This is a genomic window from Rahnella sp. PD4 (assembly GCF_049199325.1).
GTDB classification, from domain to species: Bacteria; Pseudomonadota; Gammaproteobacteria; order Enterobacterales; family Enterobacteriaceae; genus Rahnella; species Rahnella perminowiae.
In genome coordinates this window covers 78,462-93,316 of sequence record NZ_JBLZQF010000006.1, presented here as the reverse complement: position 1 = coordinate 93,316, position 14,855 = coordinate 78,462, and the positions used below count along the sequence as shown (strand labels likewise).

Below are 14,855 nucleotides of genomic sequence, written 5' to 3'. Positions count from 1 at the left end.
GCAGTAAACTCAGGCTTTCTCAATAATGTGGATCACCACATCCAGAACGTCTGCTTTAATATTTTCGCGGTGCTTATCCATATGATCAGCCTGCTGATGCGCTTCGAGATGCGCCAGACTTTCCCAGTCTTCCAGCATGAAAATGGAGTCAGGTACTGTTTTACGCCAGGTGATCTGGCCGTTGAAATCAACATAAGGTTCATAACGGTGACAGCCCTTCTCTGCCAGAACGCTCGGCAGCAGGGCGGTGATTTTTTCCATGACCGAATCGCGACGGCCTGGTTTGACTTTGATTTCAGCAATAACAGTGATCATAAAAACCTCTTTCCCGGGTGACCCTCAACCTTAAGCCTGGCCGAAAACATTTTCAAGATGGGCACGGTAGCGCGCAAAATCACCTTCTACATCAGGCTGTTTGATCACATCGTTACACATAAAAGTCGGCAATGTATCAAGGCCGATGAACTGGTTGGCTTTGTGCTGTGCCATGTACACGCCGTCAACGCCGACGCCATGGAAAAATTGTTCTTTATCTTCGAACGCCTCTAAAGGTGCGTTCCAGGTTACGGACAACATATAACATTTACCGTGCAGCAGACCGCCTGAACCGTATTTTTTCGAGGCATCGGAGCGTGTACGGCCATCGCTGGCGTACAGTTTGCCATGGCCTTCGGTGAACACTTCATCGATGTATTTTTTCAGCGTCCATGGCATGCCCATCCACCAGCCCGGTTGCTGATAAATGATGGCGTCAGCCCACAGATAGCTTTCGATTTCAGTCTGCACGTCATAACCGTCTTCCAGCACGGTCACACGCACTTCATGACCTTTATCGCGCAGAAAAGAGGTCGCGACATCGGTCAGGCTATTGTTCAACGCGCCTTTGGAATGGGCAAAGGTCTTACCGGCATTGATAATCAGGATATTGCTCATGTTTTTCCTTATCGGGAATTCTTCAATTCTGTTGGTCAGGCTGTTATCACGTAGTGTACTCAACTCTGCATGACAGAAAAATGTGAGATTACGCACAATACTATTGACTCAAATGCAATAATCGAAGGGGCAACGCGGTAATTTAACCATTTTGTGAGGAAATAACTGTTTAAAAATAAGGCAGAAACACAGCAACTGTGACAGTCATACGGCAGATGATGTACTATCGCGGACATCATTGCCTCGCGGCAGCGGACATCACGCGCCTGCGGATGCAAGCTTCCTTAATTTCCAAAACGATAACGCCACGGGTCTGAGGATTAAACATCAATGAGCGAAATGACTCATGACGGAACAGAGCGTTTAGCCCTGCATACATTTACTGAGAACGCCTATCTCAACTATTCCATGTACGTCATCATGGACCGCGCGCTGCCGTTTATCGGTGACGGGCTCAAGCCGGTGCAGCGCCGTATCATTTACGCGATGTCAGAGCTGGGCCTGAGTAATAACGCCAAATTCAAAAAATCCGCGCGTACCGTTGGTGACGTGCTGGGTAAATATCATCCGCATGGTGACAGTGCCTGCTACGAAGCCATGGTACTGATGGCGCAGCCGTTTTCTTACCGCTATCCGCTGGTTGACGGCCAGGGGAACTGGGGGGCGCCGGATGATCCGAAGTCCTTCGCCGCGATGCGTTATACCGAATCGCGTCTGTCCAAATATGCCGAAGTGTTGCTGCGTGAATTAGGTCAGGGCACAGTCGATTATGTGCCGAACTTTGACGGCACGATGCAGGAGCCGAAAATGCTGCCTGCGCGTCTGCCGAATATTCTGCTTAACGGAACCACCGGCATTGCAGTCGGGATGGCGACCGATATTCCGCCGCACAATATTCGCGAAGTGGCCGCTGCTGCGGTGGCATTGCTTGAGAAACCGAACAGCTCGCTCGAAGACCTGCTGGAATTCGTGCAGGGGCCTGATTTCCCGACAGAAGCAGAGATCATCACGCCGCGTCATGAAATCCGCAAAATGTACGAATCGGGTAAAGGCTCGGTGCGTATGCGTGCGGTCTGGCACAAAGAAGATGGCAGTGCCGTGATCACTGCGTTACCGCATCAGGTTTCCGGCGCGAAAGTGCTGGAGCAAATCGCCAGCCAGATGCGTGCTAAAAAGCTGCCAATGGTTGAAGATCTGCGTGATGAATCCGATCACGAAAACCCGACCCGTCTGGTGGTCGTGCCGCGCTCCAACCGTATCGATCTGGATCAGGTGATGAATCACCTGTTTGCGACCACCGATCTGGAACGCAGCTACCGCATTAACATGAACATGATCGGTCTTGATCACCGTCCGCAGGTCAAAGGACTGGTTGAGATCCTGAAAGAATGGCTGGATTATCGCCGCGATACCGTTCGTCGTCGTCTGAATTTCCGTCTCGATAAGGTGCTGAAACGTCTGCATATCCTGGAAGGTTTGCTGATCGCGTTTCTCAATATCGATGAGGTGATCCACATCATCCGTACTGAAGATGAGCCGAAACCGGTACTGATGCAGCGTTTTGAACTGTCAGACACGCAGGCTGAAGCTATTCTGGAGTTGAAATTACGCCATTTGGCGAAACTCGAAGAAACCAAAATCCGCGGTGAACAGGATGAACTGGCGAAAGAGCGGGATCAATTGCAGGCATTACTGGCGTCTGAGCGGAAACTGAGCACGCTGATCCGCAAAGAGATACAGGCGGATGCCGAAGCTTTTGGTGATGAGCGCCGCTCACCGATCACTGAGCGCGAAGAAGCGCGGGCGATGAGCGAGCACGATTTTATTCCGTCTGAGCCGGTGACCATTGTGTTGTCAGAATCAGGTTGGGTACGCAGCGCTAAAGGCCATGACATTGATGCTTCCGGCCTGAGTTACAAAGCCGGTGACAGTTTCCGCGCTGCGGCCAAAGGCAAAAGTAATCAGCCCGTGGTGTTTATGGACTCCACCGGTCGCAGTTATGCGCTTGATCCGACCACGCTGCCGTCCGCACGCGGACAGGGTGAACCGCTGACCGGCAAACTGACACCACCGCCGGGCGCAACCATCGAGCATGTACTGATGGCGGCGGACGACCAGAAACTGCTGATGGCATCGGATGCCGGTTATGGTTTCGTTTGTACCTTCAACGATTTAGTGGCTCGTAACCGTGCAGGCAAAGCGATGATCACTTTGCCTGATAACGCCAAGGCCTTCCCGCCAATGGAACTTCATGGCGATGAGGATATGCTGTTGTCGATTACGGCCGCAGGACGGATGTTGCTGTTCCCGGTAGCGGATCTGCCGCAGTTGTCGAAAGGCAAGGGTAACAAAATTGTCTCAATACCGGCTGCACAGGCGGCCAGTGGCGAAGATAAACTGGCATGGTTACTGGTTCTGCCACCGCAAACTTCGGTCACGCTGCATGTCGGTAAACGTAAGCTGGTTCTCCGTCCGGAAGACCTGCAGAAATTCCGTGCTGAACGTGGTCGTAAAGGCACGCTTCTGCCGCGCGGGCTGCAACGTATCGATCGTGTTGAAGTCGATTCCCCTGTACGCGCCAGTGGCGGTGGAAGCGAAGAATAAGTCTGCCACTGACCGGCAAAAATCAGGGCACATTGGTGCCCTGAAATCTTTTGATAGGATTCAGTGGCCTGAGACTGTCGTGCAGTGCAAAAATTTTACATTTGTATTAATAAAACCGTTGTGCCGTGTTGAATGAGGCTTGAGAATAGTTCACCGCACAGGGAGCGAAACTGCACAGGTTTCTTACCGGCTTCGGCTGTAGTTTTAAGAGGATGTTATGTTATTTATTTTGCGTCTGATTATCGTGGTAGTTTACTCGATTCTGGTCTCTGTCTTTGGTTGCATCTACTGCCTTTTCAGCCCGCGTAATCCGAAACATGTGGCGACATTTGGTAAGTTGTTTGGCCGTCTCGCCCCGGTATTAGGCCTGCGTGTTGAAAAACGTATTCCGGCAGATGCCGTGAATAATGGCAACTGTATTTATATTGCCAACCATCAAAACAATTACGATATGGTGACGGCATCATCGGTCGTCATGCCTGGCACCGTCACCGTGGGCAAAAAAAGCCTGGCCTGGATCCCGTTCTTTGGTCAGTTGTACTGGCTTACCGGTAATCTGCTGATTGACCGTGATAACCGCGCCAAAGCGCACGGCACCATTGCGCAGGTCGTGAGTCAGATTAAGAAAAAGAACCTGTCGATCTGGATGTTCCCGGAAGGTACCCGCAGCCGTGGACGTGGTCTGATGCCGTTCAAAACCGGCGCATTCCACGCGGCGATAGCGGCCGGTGTGCCCATAGTGCCGATTTGCGTATCGAACACCAGCAATAAGGTGAAGCTAAACCGCTGGTCTAACGGGCTGGTGATTGTCGAAATTCTGCCACCGATCGACACCAGCGGTTACACCAAAGATCGTTTGCGTGAATTGTCCGAACATTGCCGTCAGATCATGGCGGATAAAATCGCCGAGCTGGATGCTGAAGTTGCGCAGCGTGAAGCCGCCGCAAAAAAATAATACTACCTATAAATCCGCAAAATATTCCGGGCAGTCAACGGATCTGTCATGTGAATTACGATGCGGATTATTCCCGCTGCCATTGATGGCGGCGGCGTTCAATACAGTTTATGTTTTTGTTTTCATGGAGAAGATATGTCACTCAGTCGTCGCTCGTTCCTGCAGGCCTCCGGCGTAGTTCTTGCCGCAGGTGCTCTGCCTTTAAAAGCAGAAGCGAGTGGTTCGCAACCGGCATTACCTGTTCCCCCGCTGCTTGAATCGCGCCGTGGGCAACCGCTGTTTCTGACGTTGCAGGCAGCGCACTGGTCATTCCTTGGCGGCGCAAAGGCACCGGTCTGGGGCATTAATGGAATGTACCTCGGTCCGACAGTTAAAGTGCACAGCGGCGATGACGTTAAACTCATTTACAGCAACCGTCTGGCCGAACCGGTTTCCATGACCGTGAGCGGTTTGCTTGAGCCTGGAACCTTAACCGGTGGCGCAGCGCGTCTGATGCAACCGGGTGTCGACTGGTCACCGGTGTTGCCAATCCGTCAGGCTGCCGCGACCTGCTGGTATCATGCCAATACGCCTGACCGTATGGCGCCGCATGTTTACAACGGTCTGGCGGGCATGTGGATTGTCGAAGATGAAGTCAGTAAGAACCTGCCATTACCGAATCATTACGGTGTAGATGATTTTCCGCTGATTATTCAGGACAAGCGTCTGGATGGTTTCGGCGTACCGCAATATGATACGCCGGCATCAGGCGGATTCTTCGGTGACACCATGCTGGTAAACGGTGTGCAAAGTCCTTACGTCGAGGTTTCGCGGGGCTGGGTGCGTTTGCGCTTGCTGAATGCATCCAATGCCCGTCGTTACGAACTGAGCATGACTGACAACCGTGCGTTTCACGTCGTGGCTTCTGATCTGGGTTTCCTGCCTGCGCCAATGACCGTTAAACGTTTGTCGCTCGGGCCGGGAGAACGCCGCGAAGTGCTGGTGGATATGTCGCAGGGCGAGGATGTCTCGATTACTGCCGGTGAAGCCGCGGGGATGATGGACCGATTACGTGGCCTGTTTGAGCCCTCGAGCATTCTGGTGTCAACTATTGTTCTGACGCTGAAACCCACAGGCCTGTTGCCTCTGGTGACAGATAATCTGCCGATGCGTTTGCTGGCCGATCAGATCCTTTCCGGTAACGTTGTCCGTACCCGGGATTTGCGTCTCGGTGACAGTGAACCGGGGATCAACGGCGCGATGTGGGATATCAACCGTATCGATCTGACCGCGCAGCAGGGGACATGGGAACGCTGGACTGTTCATGCGGATATGCCGCAGACCTTCCATGCAGAAGGTGTGTCTTTCCTGGTGAAAAGCGTCAACGGTGCTGCTCCGCTGGTTGAAGATGCCGGTTTCAAAGACACGGTCTGGGTGGATGGCGATGTCGAACTGCTGGTGTATTTCAACCAGCCTTCGTACGACCATTTTCCGTTTGTTTACCGCAGCGGCGCGCTGGAACTGGCTGACCGCGGCTCAGCGGGAAATATGCTGGTTCAGCCATCGGTGTAACCCTGTTTTGTCTAATAAAAAACCCGCCGTGGCGGGTTTTTAGTTTTAAAGCATGAAAGGAACGATTTACAGCCCTTTTTCCGGATCCGGCCCCAGACGGTGTGCTTTATCCAGTTTGGTCACTTCCGCCAGTTCCTCCTTCTCCAGTTTAAAATCAAACACGTCGAAGTTTTCACGGATACGTTTTGGCGTCACCGATTTCGGAATAACAATCAGCCCGTTATCCAGATGCCAGCGGATGACTATCTGCGCGGGGGTTTTGTCGTATTTTTCCGCCAGTTTCTGGATCAGGGGCTGATCGAATACGCCTTCGCCACCCTGCGCCAGCGGGCTCCAGGACTCAGTAGCGATGGTGTGGGTGGCATTCCAGGCGTGCAACTGGCGCTGTTGCATCAGCGGGTGTAACTCAATCTGATTGACCACAGGGAAAATACCGGTTTCGTCTTTCAGCTTCTGCAAGTGTTGCAGCGGGAAATTACACACGCCGACACTTTTTGCTAACCCTTGTTCTTTCAGTTTCAGCAGGGACTTCCAGGCATCGACGTAATGACCCTGTGCCGGTTGTGGCCAGTGGATCAGATACAAATCGACATAATCGGTTTTCAGCTTTTTAAGGCTGGTTTCCAGCGCCTGTGGCGCGTTTAGCTGATCGTCATTCCACAGTTTGGTGGTGATAAACAGCTCTTCACGCGGAACAAGGTTAGCGGCAATCGCTTCGCCGACGCCTTCCTCATTTTTGTAAATGGCGGCGGTGTCAATGTGGCGATAGCCGGTTTCAATCGCCGTTTTCACCGCGCTGGTGGCTTCCTGATTACTGGCTTTCCATACGCCAAGTCCTAACTGAGGCATCAGGTTGCCATCGTGAAGTTTGATGATGGGTTGCGTTGCCATGAGTTTCTCCTTTCAGGGCAGAGTGCCGGCCGGAATGCGCGGGCACCGTGTAGGGATTGCCGTTAAGTCTAGTTAACGAAACGGCATCTTGCTGAGCAGGCTAGCTATTTTATGTGAAAAAAATGCCTAAGCATGCATATCCAGTACCACGCGGTAGCGCGCTTTCCCTTCATGCAGATGTTCGATGGCATCATTAATTTTACTCAGCGGGAAGTGCTCAACCTGCGGCGTGATTTCATGACGGGCGCAGAACGCCAGCATGTCGGCAAGACGGGAAGGAGAACCGGTCGGTGAACCGGAGATTTCTGCCTGTTTGCTGATAAGCGCCATGACATGCAGCGGAACAGCTTCCGGCACCACGCCCACAAAATGCAGACGGCCTTTCGGTGCCAGCGCGCCGATAATGGCGTCCCAGTCCAGCGAAGCATTGGCAGTCACCATAATAAAGTCCAGCTGACCGGCGATTTTCTTCAGTTCTTCGCTGTCACGGGTGGCGATAACGCGGTGCGCACCGAGTGACAATGCTTCATCACGTTTGGCCAGTGATGACGTAAACGCGGTGACTTCGCAGCCCCACGCATTCAGGAAGCGCAGCGCCATGTGGCCTAAACCGCCGATACCAATCACGCCGACGCGGTGAGTAGGCAGTACGCCAAATTGCAGCAGCGGGTTGAAGACGGTAATACCTCCACAGAACAACGGACCGGCGCTGGTGATATCCACGCCTTCCGGCAGCGGGATCGCCCACGCCCAGTGGCTGCGGATGCGGTCAGCAAAGCCGCCGTGATGGCCGATGATGGTGGCTTCCACGTCATGACAAAGGTGCTGATCGCCGGACATGCAAGGGTGGCAATGCATACAACTGCCACGGTTCCAGCCCACGCCGACAATCTGGCCGACTTTCAGCCCTTTGTTTTGCGCATGGTTACCTATTTTGACGATTTTGCCGACCACTTCATGGCCCGGTACGAATGGATACTGCGTGATTCCCCAGTCGTTGTTGAGCATCGACAAATCCGAATGGCAAACACCGCAGTAATCAATGGCGACTTCAATTTCTTCATCGCCAATCGGGCCGGCATCGAACGGGAAAGCTTCAAGTGGCTGATTCGGGCCTGCAGCGGCCCAGGCGTTAAAGGTATTCTCAGCAGCGGTAGGTGCAGACATAATATCCTCCGAAGTCTCGGGTTAGATGAATAGTGAATTGAAATAAGAAGTTATCAGAAAAAAGAGCCGGTGACCGAAGGTCGCTCACAATCAGCGAATGAAAAGTGCGTTCATACAGACTAGCAGTTCATCGCATTTATGCAGGGGTATCCCGCTGTGGAAGGCGACATTAACTGTAAGAGAAAATTGGCGGCAGCAAGATGCCCATTTCTGCCGGAGTCTTGCCTGATTCTGCTTGTCTCTGTAGGAAATTAGGGTGTTATGGCAGAATCACTGCCAGTTTATTGAATATGGGGAAGCAGAATGATGGAAAACGTGAACAGTCTGTGCGCCCGCATGGCAGCCAGAGTTGCGCAACTCAGCGGTGATAAAAACCTGACGCCGTCGGCAGTACCGCAGGTAACGCTGATGTACACCACGCGTTACCATCCGCGTCAGCCGGTTCTCTATAATCCCGGTATCGTGATCCTTTTTCAGGGGCGGAAAGTCGGATATCTGGGCAAGAAAACCTTTTCTTACGACCCGCACAATTATCTGATGCTGACCGTACCGCTGCCTTTCGAATGTGAAACCTTCAGCAGTCCCGGGGAGCCGCTGGCCGGTATTCAGATCAGTATTGATAACCTGATGTTGCAGGATTTACTGATGGATATGGGCGACGAAAGCGTGGTGCGTCAGAAAGAGCCTTCCACCGGTATCAATTCCGGCGTACTGGATGGCGATATTTTATGTGCCACAGAGCGACTGCTGGATGTAATGGATAAGCCGTTGCATGCCCGCATTCTCGGGCCAAAGATTATTCGCGAGATCCTGTTCTTTATTCTGACCAGTGAGAATGGCGGGGCGTTACAGGCGCTGGTTAACCGCCACACACATTTCAGCCAGATAGCCAAATCCCTGCGCCGGATAGAAGCGCAGTACGCCGATAATCTGAGTGTGGAAGCGCTGGCCAGCGAAGTGAACATGAGTGTTTCTGCGTTTCACCATAACTTCAAAGCCGTGACCAGCACCTCGCCGTTGCAGTACCTGAAAACCTATCGTTTGCACCGGGCGCGGACGCTGATGATTTTTGATGGCGTGAAAGCCAGCGTAGCGGCATTACAGGTCGGGTATGAAAGCGCCTCACAATTCAGTCGTGAATTTAAGCGTTACTTTGGCGTCACGCCGAGTGATGAGATGGCGCGTCTGCGTGAAGGGAGTTCCGGAGTGCTGGCGTTAGCGGATGTGGCGTTTAAAGCCTGAGCAGTGCGCTCAGGCACGACATTTGCGTTTCTTCCATACCACCACCAGCCCGCCAACCAGCCCCATCACCAGCAACAGAAGCGGTAAAATCATCAATCCCGCCATGACCTGATCTTCATGGCGTTTGACCAGCGGAATGTGGCTCAGCGCGAACCCGAGAGTGATCACCACACCGACCCACAGAATGGCGCTCAGCCAGTTAAAGAACTGGAAGCGGGCATTGTTCAGTCCGGAGATGCCCGCCATGGTAGGCAGCAGGGTGCGGACAAACGCCAGAAAACGGCCAACCAGCAGTGCCATCAGCCCGTGTTGAGTAAACATATGATGTGCGCGCTGATGATAGTGCGCAGGAAGTTGCAGCAGCCAGCCTTTCACCAGGCGGGTATGACCGAGCCAGCGCCCCTGAATATAGCTCAGCCAGCAGCCCAGACTGGCAGCGGTGACCAGAATAATCAGGGTCGGCACGAAGCTCATGACACCTTTGGCAATCAGCGCGCCGGTCAGCAGCAGCAGGCTGTCACCGGGCAGGAAAGAGGCGGGAAGCAGCCCGTTTTCAAGAAAAAGCGTGGCGAACAGAACAGCGTAAATCACCCAGAGAAGTTTCGGGTCGGCGAGCATACTGAAATCATGCTGCCAGAGCGCATGAAAAATGTCGCAAATAACGGCCATATTCTGTCCTGTTTCTGTTCATTAAAAACTGTCGCTTACCAGTGTATCGCGATTTACGCCAGAAGACGTTGATCTGAGGCTCCTGGGAAAAAGACAGAATGCCCCGGCAGAGGTGACCGGGACTCCTGAGAGCTTACAGATTATTCTCATTTTGCGAACGAAAATACGTCAGACACCTTACCGATCTGCGCGGTGTGTCGCAATCTCTGCGGATCAGGATGTCGCAATCCGTTCAAAGGCTGTTGAAAGATCGGCGATCAGGTCGTCACAATTTTCCAGCCCGATATGCAACCGTAACAGCGTACCGGTGAAATCGACGGTTTCTGCCGGGCGTATCGCCTGGATTTCTTCCGGCTGGTTGGCTAAAACCAACGATTCAAACCCACCCCAGGAATAGGCCATACTGAAATGCTCGAAGTGATCGAGATAATCGGAAAGTTGCTGTTTGCTCAGGCGCTGTTTCAGTACAAAAGAGAACAGGCCACAGCTGCCGGTGAAATCACGTTTCCAGAATTCATGGCCTTTGCTGCCGGGTAATGCGGGATGATTAACTACCGCCACTTCGGGCCGTTCTGCCAGCCATTGCGCAATGCGGATACTGCTTTCTGCATGTTGTTTAAGCCGCACACTCAGGGTGCGCAAACCGCGACTCGCGACGTAAGCGGTATCAGCATCCGCCATCTGCCCCATCAGATACGACTGCTCCCGCAGTTGCTCCCAGCAGCGTGCGTTCGATACAGCGGTGCCGATCATGGCATCAGAATGACCGACGATATATTTGGTGCCTGCCTGAATTGAAATATCGATATCGAATTCCAGCGCTTTAAACAAAATACCTGCCGCCCAGGTATTGTCGATCATGATGACAACCTCCGGGTTCACTGCCCGCACGGCTTTCACCATTGCCGGAATATCGGGGACTTCCAGGGTGATTGAGCCTGGTGATTCCAGAAATACTACTTTAGTGTCGGGCTGCATCAGCGAACCTAACCCCGCGCCGATATTGGCTGGAAAATAGGTCGTGGATACGCCAAGTTTTTTCAGTACTTTTTCACAGAAATCCTGGGTGGGTTCGTAAGCCGAACCCGCAACCAGAATGTGGTCGCCGCTGCTGACAAATGAAAGTACCGCGTTACTGACTGCCGCTGCGCCACACGGATACAGCGCACAACCCTCGCCCCCTTCCAGTTCCACCATCGCTTCCTGGAAGGAGAAATGCGTCAGGGTGCCCCGGCGTCCGTAAAACAACTCGCCATTGGCGCGGTTAGCAGTGGCATGTTTTTTATCCGCCACGGTTTCAAACACCAGTGATGAGGCGCGTTGTATCACGGCATTCACTGAACCCTGTGTAAATTTCTTGTTCCGTCCGGCGCTGACCAGTGTGGTTTCAATTTTTTTTGACGACATAATCCGTATTTCACCCTGTTTTGTTGCGCGGTGTGCTCTGGCATCCGCGGATATGCAATTAACTTAACATGATGAATTTATGGGGTCAGGCTTTTGGCAGATGGATGAGAAAATTTCAGCCAACTGTGCAAAAAAAAGCCCGTCATGACGACGGGCAAGGGAGAAACCGGTTTGGCGTCAGCCGGTATAGACGCCAAACAGTTTGGGCAGGAACAGCGAAATAGTGGGGATGTACGTCACCAGCATCAGCACCATAAACAGCATGCAATAGAACGGCATCATGGCTTTGACGACATGCTCAATGCTTTGCTTGCTCACCGCGCTGGCGACAAACAATACCGAGCCGACCGGCGGGGTGATCAGGCCAATGCCCAGGTTCACCAGCATGATCATGCCAAAATGCACCGGGTCGATGCCGAGCGATAACACCACAGGTAACAGCACCGGCGTCAGGATCAGAATGATCGGTGCCATGTCCATCAGCGTGCCGATCACCAGCAGCATGATATTGATCCACATGAGGATCACATACTTGTTGTCGGAGATCGAAGTGAAGAATTCGGTGATGCGCATCGGCAATTGCATGTAGGTCATGACCGCGCCAAAGCTGGCAGCAAACCCTATCAGGATCATCACGATACTGACGGTTTTCACCGTGCGATACAGCAGCTTGGGCAGCTCATTCCATTTGTAATCGCGATAGATAAACATGGTGACGAAGAACGACCACAAACACGCAATCGCTGCGGATTCCGTCGCGGTAAATATTCCGCTGAGAATACCGCCCATGATGATGACTACGGTCATCAGCCCCCACAGCGTGTCGATAAAAATCTTCAGCGCCTGGCGGAACGGCACACGTTCGCCTTTCGGATAGCCGCGCTTGTGCGCGAACATTACGCACATCACCATCAGCGTCAGGCTGAGCAGTAAACCGGGCAGAATACCGGCAATGAACAGCGCGGCAATCGACACCGTACCGCCGGTCGCCAGCGAGTAAATCACCGAGTTATGGCTCGGTGGCGTCAGGATCGCCTGTACCGAGCCGCTGGCAGTGACGGCCGCCGCAAAGTCACGCGGATAGCCCTTTTTTTCCATTTCCGGGATCATCACCGATCCGATCGAGGCAGTATCGGCCACTGAGGAACCAGAGATCGCACCGAAAAATGTCGAGGCCACGATATTCACCAGCGACAGCCCGCCGCGGATAAACCCGACAAAGATGTAGGCAAAACTGACCAGCCTGCGGGCGATCCCTCCCTCGGCCATGATCGCGCCCGCCAGGATGAAAAACGGGATCGCCAGCAGGGAAAATTTGTTCACGCCGTTGGTGAGCTGGATCATCAGGGCTTCAAACGGCAGGTCAATCCACCAGGCACCGACCAGTGCGCTCAGACCGACGGCGTAGGCGACCGGCACGCCAATCGCCAGCATTACCGCCAGCGTTAACAACAAGATTATCGCGTCCATAACAGGCTCCGGTCAGGCGTCAGAGTTGCCCAGTATCACTACAGGCCGCTGATGTTGCGGGCCGGCAATGATCTGCTCAATGATGAATAACAGCGTCAGCGCAGAACCGAGAGGCAGAGGCAGATAGGTTTGCCCGGCAGTCAGCAACGGAAATTCCGCCACCGGCTGCTGCCAGAGTTCGCTGCATAATTGCAGGCTGTACCAGAAAATAAATACGCTGATCGCCAGCATCATCAGATCAGAAAGCAATGCGGCAAATTTTTTCAGCACGGGCGGCAGCCGGTCAGTGACCATGGCGACGACAATGTGCGAACCGGCACGGTAACTGACGGCGGCACCAATAAACGTGAAGGTCACCATGCACATAATCGCGATCGGTTCCGGCCACGACAGGGCGTTGTTCATGACGTAGCGGGCAAAGATCCCAATGGGGATCACCGCCACCATCAGCAGCAAAGCGATACCCGCCAGCCACATCGCGCAGCGGTAAAGAATGTCCATCAGGGTGTGATAACTCGAAACCATAAATCCCCCGGTGAATGATCAGAAAGAGGCAGTCCGCAGACTGCCAGTGTCAGGGTTTACTTCACGTCAGCGATTTGCTGCATCAGATCCTGATGATCTTTACCGAATTCATCGCGCACGGATTGTGTGGCTTTGACGTAGGTTGCAGGGTCAATTTCATAGAATTTCACGCCGCCTGCTTTCATGGTGGCGAGGGCTTTCTCGTTATAGGTTTTCCACAGTTCGCGTTGTTCATCCTGCGCCTCTTTTGCCAGTTTGAGGATTAACTGCTGGTCTTCCGGTTTCAGCTTGTCCCATTTCACTTTTGAATACAGGAACAGTTCAGGGATGATGAAATGGCGGCTGTAGGTGTAGTTTTTCACAACCGGCAGGTAATTATGGGCGACAAAAGTGGGCGGGTTGTTTTCAGTGCCGTCGATGACGCCGGTCTGCATACCGCTGAACACTTCACTGACACCCATCGCCACCGGATTTGCGCCCATCGCTTTCAGCGTTGCCAGTGCAATAGGGCTGCCCTGTACGCGGATTTTCATGCCATGCAAATCTTCCGGTTTCACCACCGGCTGTTTGGTGATCAGGTTACGTGTTCCGCCATCCATCCATCCAAGAAAGACCAGCCGTGAATTCGGGTTGTTAGTGATCTTATCGCCGATCTCTTTACCGATCTGACCGTCGAGTACTTTATGCATATGATTTTCGTCGCGGAAAATGTAGGGCAGGGTGAAAACATTAATTTCCGGCAAAATCGAGGCAACCGGTGTCATCGACACACGGATAATATCCAGCGCACCAAGCTGTGCCTGTTCAATTTCCTGCTTTTCATCACCCAGTACGCCACCCGGGAACGTTTTAATCTCGAGGCGTCCGTCCGTTTGCTTTTGCAGTTTTTCGCCCATGTGCTGGACGGCGACTACGTTGGGATAGCCTTGCGGATGTACATCAGCGGCTTTGAGCGTTTGTGCTGCCACGCCATGGGTAAATAAGAGGGTCGCGGAACTCAGGCAAAGGCTGAGAAGTGCTTTTTGCATTTTCATCAGTTTGTCTCCAGGGTACTCAGTAAGGGAAAGATAAATGAGAGCAAGCGTCGAACACGGTGTACCCGGGGGGTGCAACCTGTCCATGTTAAAAATGACTAAATAAGCTTGTAAATTAAAAGGATACATAGGGTGCCGGTGTGTGGTCTTCCCCAGTAGAAGCACATTACCTTATTTTTTGTTGCGCGGTATTTGAGCGTTATCACAAACTTATAACAAATATAAAAAGCCGTTGCTTAATATTTAAAACATTGTTTTGACTTGGGTAATAAGCGTCAGATGATTGATTAATGGTGTAATTCTTCCGGGAAATGTGACGGAGATTAAATTGTTCATCCTTTGTGCAAAAAGGAAAAACCTTGTGATCAGTCAATGACACGCAGGTCGCCAGGCGGGATAATGTAAAT

13 protein-coding genes are annotated in these 14,855 nt (G+C 52.6%); 4 read left to right on the top strand and 9 right to left on the bottom strand.

What is annotated here, in order from left to right; genetic code table 11:
• Positions 1-9 precede the first annotated feature (9 nt).
• Both ACOZIO_RS16145 and ACOZIO_RS16140 read right to left on the bottom strand, forming a co-directional pair.
• On the bottom strand, positions 10-315 hold the full coding sequence (locus ACOZIO_RS16145) for a putative quinol monooxygenase (protein WP_421595496.1): 306 nt from the start codon (positions 313-315) through the stop codon (positions 10-12).
• 30 nt (positions 316-345) lie between these two features.
• On the bottom strand, positions 346-933 hold the full coding sequence (locus ACOZIO_RS16140; RefSeq protein ID WP_129954522.1) for an NAD(P)H-dependent oxidoreductase: 588 nt from the start codon (positions 931-933) through the stop codon (positions 346-348).
• 330 nt (positions 934-1,263) lie between these two features.
• On the opposite strand from ACOZIO_RS16140, the gene parC reads away from it, so the two are divergent.
• The 3 genes from parC to ftsP all read left to right on the top strand — a co-directional run bounded on the left by parC (position 1,264) and on the right by ftsP (position 6,043).
• Positions 1,264-3,537 (top strand): DNA topoisomerase IV subunit A, encoded by a 2,274-nt coding sequence (gene parC, locus ACOZIO_RS16135; RefSeq protein WP_129954524.1) that lies wholly within the window; start codon positions 1,264-1,266, stop codon positions 3,535-3,537.
• A gap of 217 nt (positions 3,538-3,754) precedes the next feature.
• A complete protein-coding gene (locus ACOZIO_RS16130; RefSeq protein WP_129954525.1) occupies positions 3,755-4,492 on the top strand; it encodes a 1-acylglycerol-3-phosphate O-acyltransferase in 738 nt (245 codons plus the stop codon).
• Positions 4,493-4,627: 135 nt separating this feature from the next.
• Positions 4,628-6,043: a cell division protein FtsP gene (gene ftsP, locus ACOZIO_RS16125; RefSeq protein WP_258453862.1), complete on the top strand. Its 1,416-nt coding sequence runs from the start codon at positions 4,628-4,630 to the stop codon at positions 6,041-6,043.
• A 66-nt stretch (positions 6,044-6,109) separates the two neighbouring features.
• Here the strand turns inward: ftsP and dkgA are convergent, their stop codons facing one another.
• Both dkgA and ahr read right to left on the bottom strand, forming a co-directional pair.
• Entirely contained in the window at positions 6,110-6,934 is an 825-nt protein-coding gene (gene dkgA / locus ACOZIO_RS16120; protein ID WP_217138240.1) for a 2,5-didehydrogluconate reductase DkgA, read from the bottom strand.
• A 126-nt stretch (positions 6,935-7,060) separates the two neighbouring features.
• Positions 7,061-8,101: an NADPH-dependent aldehyde reductase Ahr gene (ahr, locus tag ACOZIO_RS16115; protein ID WP_129954531.1), complete on the bottom strand. Its 1,041-nt coding sequence runs from the start codon at positions 8,099-8,101 to the stop codon at positions 7,061-7,063.
• A gap of 306 nt (positions 8,102-8,407) precedes the next feature.
• On the opposite strand from ahr, the gene ACOZIO_RS16110 reads away from it, so the two are divergent.
• Positions 8,408-9,343, top strand: coding sequence for an AraC family transcriptional regulator (locus ACOZIO_RS16110; RefSeq protein ID WP_129954632.1), 936 nt, complete (start codon positions 8,408-8,410; stop codon positions 9,341-9,343).
• A gap of 9 nt (positions 9,344-9,352) precedes the next feature.
• Here the strand turns inward: ACOZIO_RS16110 and ACOZIO_RS16105 are convergent, their stop codons facing one another.
• The 5 genes from ACOZIO_RS16105 to ACOZIO_RS16085 form a co-directional block, all read right to left on the bottom strand.
• Positions 9,353-10,012: a DedA family protein gene (locus ACOZIO_RS16105; RefSeq protein ID WP_129954533.1), complete on the bottom strand. Its 660-nt coding sequence runs from the start codon at positions 10,010-10,012 to the stop codon at positions 9,353-9,355.
• Positions 10,013-10,225: 213 nt separating this feature from the next.
• Positions 10,226-11,419 carry a cystathionine beta-lyase gene (metC, locus tag ACOZIO_RS16100; RefSeq protein WP_421595495.1) on the bottom strand — a complete coding sequence of 398 codons (1,194 nt, stop codon included), beginning with the start codon at positions 11,417-11,419 and terminating at the stop codon, positions 10,226-10,228.
• Between the two features lie 177 nt (positions 11,420-11,596).
• On the bottom strand, positions 11,597-12,889 hold the full coding sequence (locus ACOZIO_RS16095) for a TRAP transporter large permease (protein WP_129954537.1): 1,293 nt from the start codon (positions 12,887-12,889) through the stop codon (positions 11,597-11,599).
• A 12-nt stretch (positions 12,890-12,901) separates the two neighbouring features.
• On the bottom strand, positions 12,902-13,414 hold the full coding sequence (locus tag ACOZIO_RS16090) for a TRAP transporter small permease (RefSeq protein WP_129954539.1): 513 nt from the start codon (positions 13,412-13,414) through the stop codon (positions 12,902-12,904).
• A gap of 56 nt (positions 13,415-13,470) precedes the next feature.
• Positions 13,471-14,448, bottom strand: coding sequence for a TRAP transporter substrate-binding protein (locus ACOZIO_RS16085; protein WP_129954541.1), 978 nt, complete (start codon positions 14,446-14,448; stop codon positions 13,471-13,473).
• Positions 14,449-14,855 lie beyond the last annotated feature (407 nt).

Excerpts from the sequence above, each read along its gene's own strand:
- ACOZIO_RS16145 (WP_421595496.1), bottom strand. The coding sequence starts at position 315 with ATGATCACTGTTATTGCTGAAATCAAAGTCAAACCAGGCCGTCGCGAT.
- ACOZIO_RS16140 (WP_129954522.1), bottom strand. The coding sequence starts at position 933 with ATGAGCAATATCCTGATTATCAATGCCGGTAAGACCTTTGCCCATTCC.
- parC (WP_129954524.1), top strand. The coding sequence starts at position 1,264 with ATGAGCGAAATGACTCATGACGGAACAGAGCGTTTAGCCCTGCATACA.
- ACOZIO_RS16130 (WP_129954525.1), top strand. The coding sequence starts at position 3,755 with ATGTTATTTATTTTGCGTCTGATTATCGTGGTAGTTTACTCGATTCTG.
- ftsP (WP_258453862.1), top strand. The coding sequence starts at position 4,628 with ATGTCACTCAGTCGTCGCTCGTTCCTGCAGGCCTCCGGCGTAGTTCTT.
- dkgA (WP_217138240.1), bottom strand. The coding sequence starts at position 6,934 with ATGGCAACGCAACCCATCATCAAACTTCACGATGGCAACCTGATGCCT.
- ahr (WP_129954531.1), bottom strand. The coding sequence starts at position 8,101 with ATGTCTGCACCTACCGCTGCTGAGAATACCTTTAACGCCTGGGCCGCT.
- ACOZIO_RS16110 (WP_129954632.1), top strand. The coding sequence starts at position 8,408 with ATGGAAAACGTGAACAGTCTGTGCGCCCGCATGGCAGCCAGAGTTGCG.
- ACOZIO_RS16105 (WP_129954533.1), bottom strand. The coding sequence starts at position 10,012 with ATGGCCGTTATTTGCGACATTTTTCATGCGCTCTGGCAGCATGATTTC.
- metC (WP_421595495.1), bottom strand. The coding sequence starts at position 11,419 with ATGTCGTCAAAAAAAATTGAAACCACACTGGTCAGCGCCGGACGGAAC.
- ACOZIO_RS16095 (WP_129954537.1), bottom strand. The coding sequence starts at position 12,889 with ATGGACGCGATAATCTTGTTGTTAACGCTGGCGGTAATGCTGGCGATT.
- ACOZIO_RS16090 (WP_129954539.1), bottom strand. The coding sequence starts at position 13,414 with ATGGTTTCGAGTTATCACACCCTGATGGACATTCTTTACCGCTGCGCG.
- ACOZIO_RS16085 (WP_129954541.1), bottom strand. The coding sequence starts at position 14,448 with ATGAAAATGCAAAAAGCACTTCTCAGCCTTTGCCTGAGTTCCGCGACC.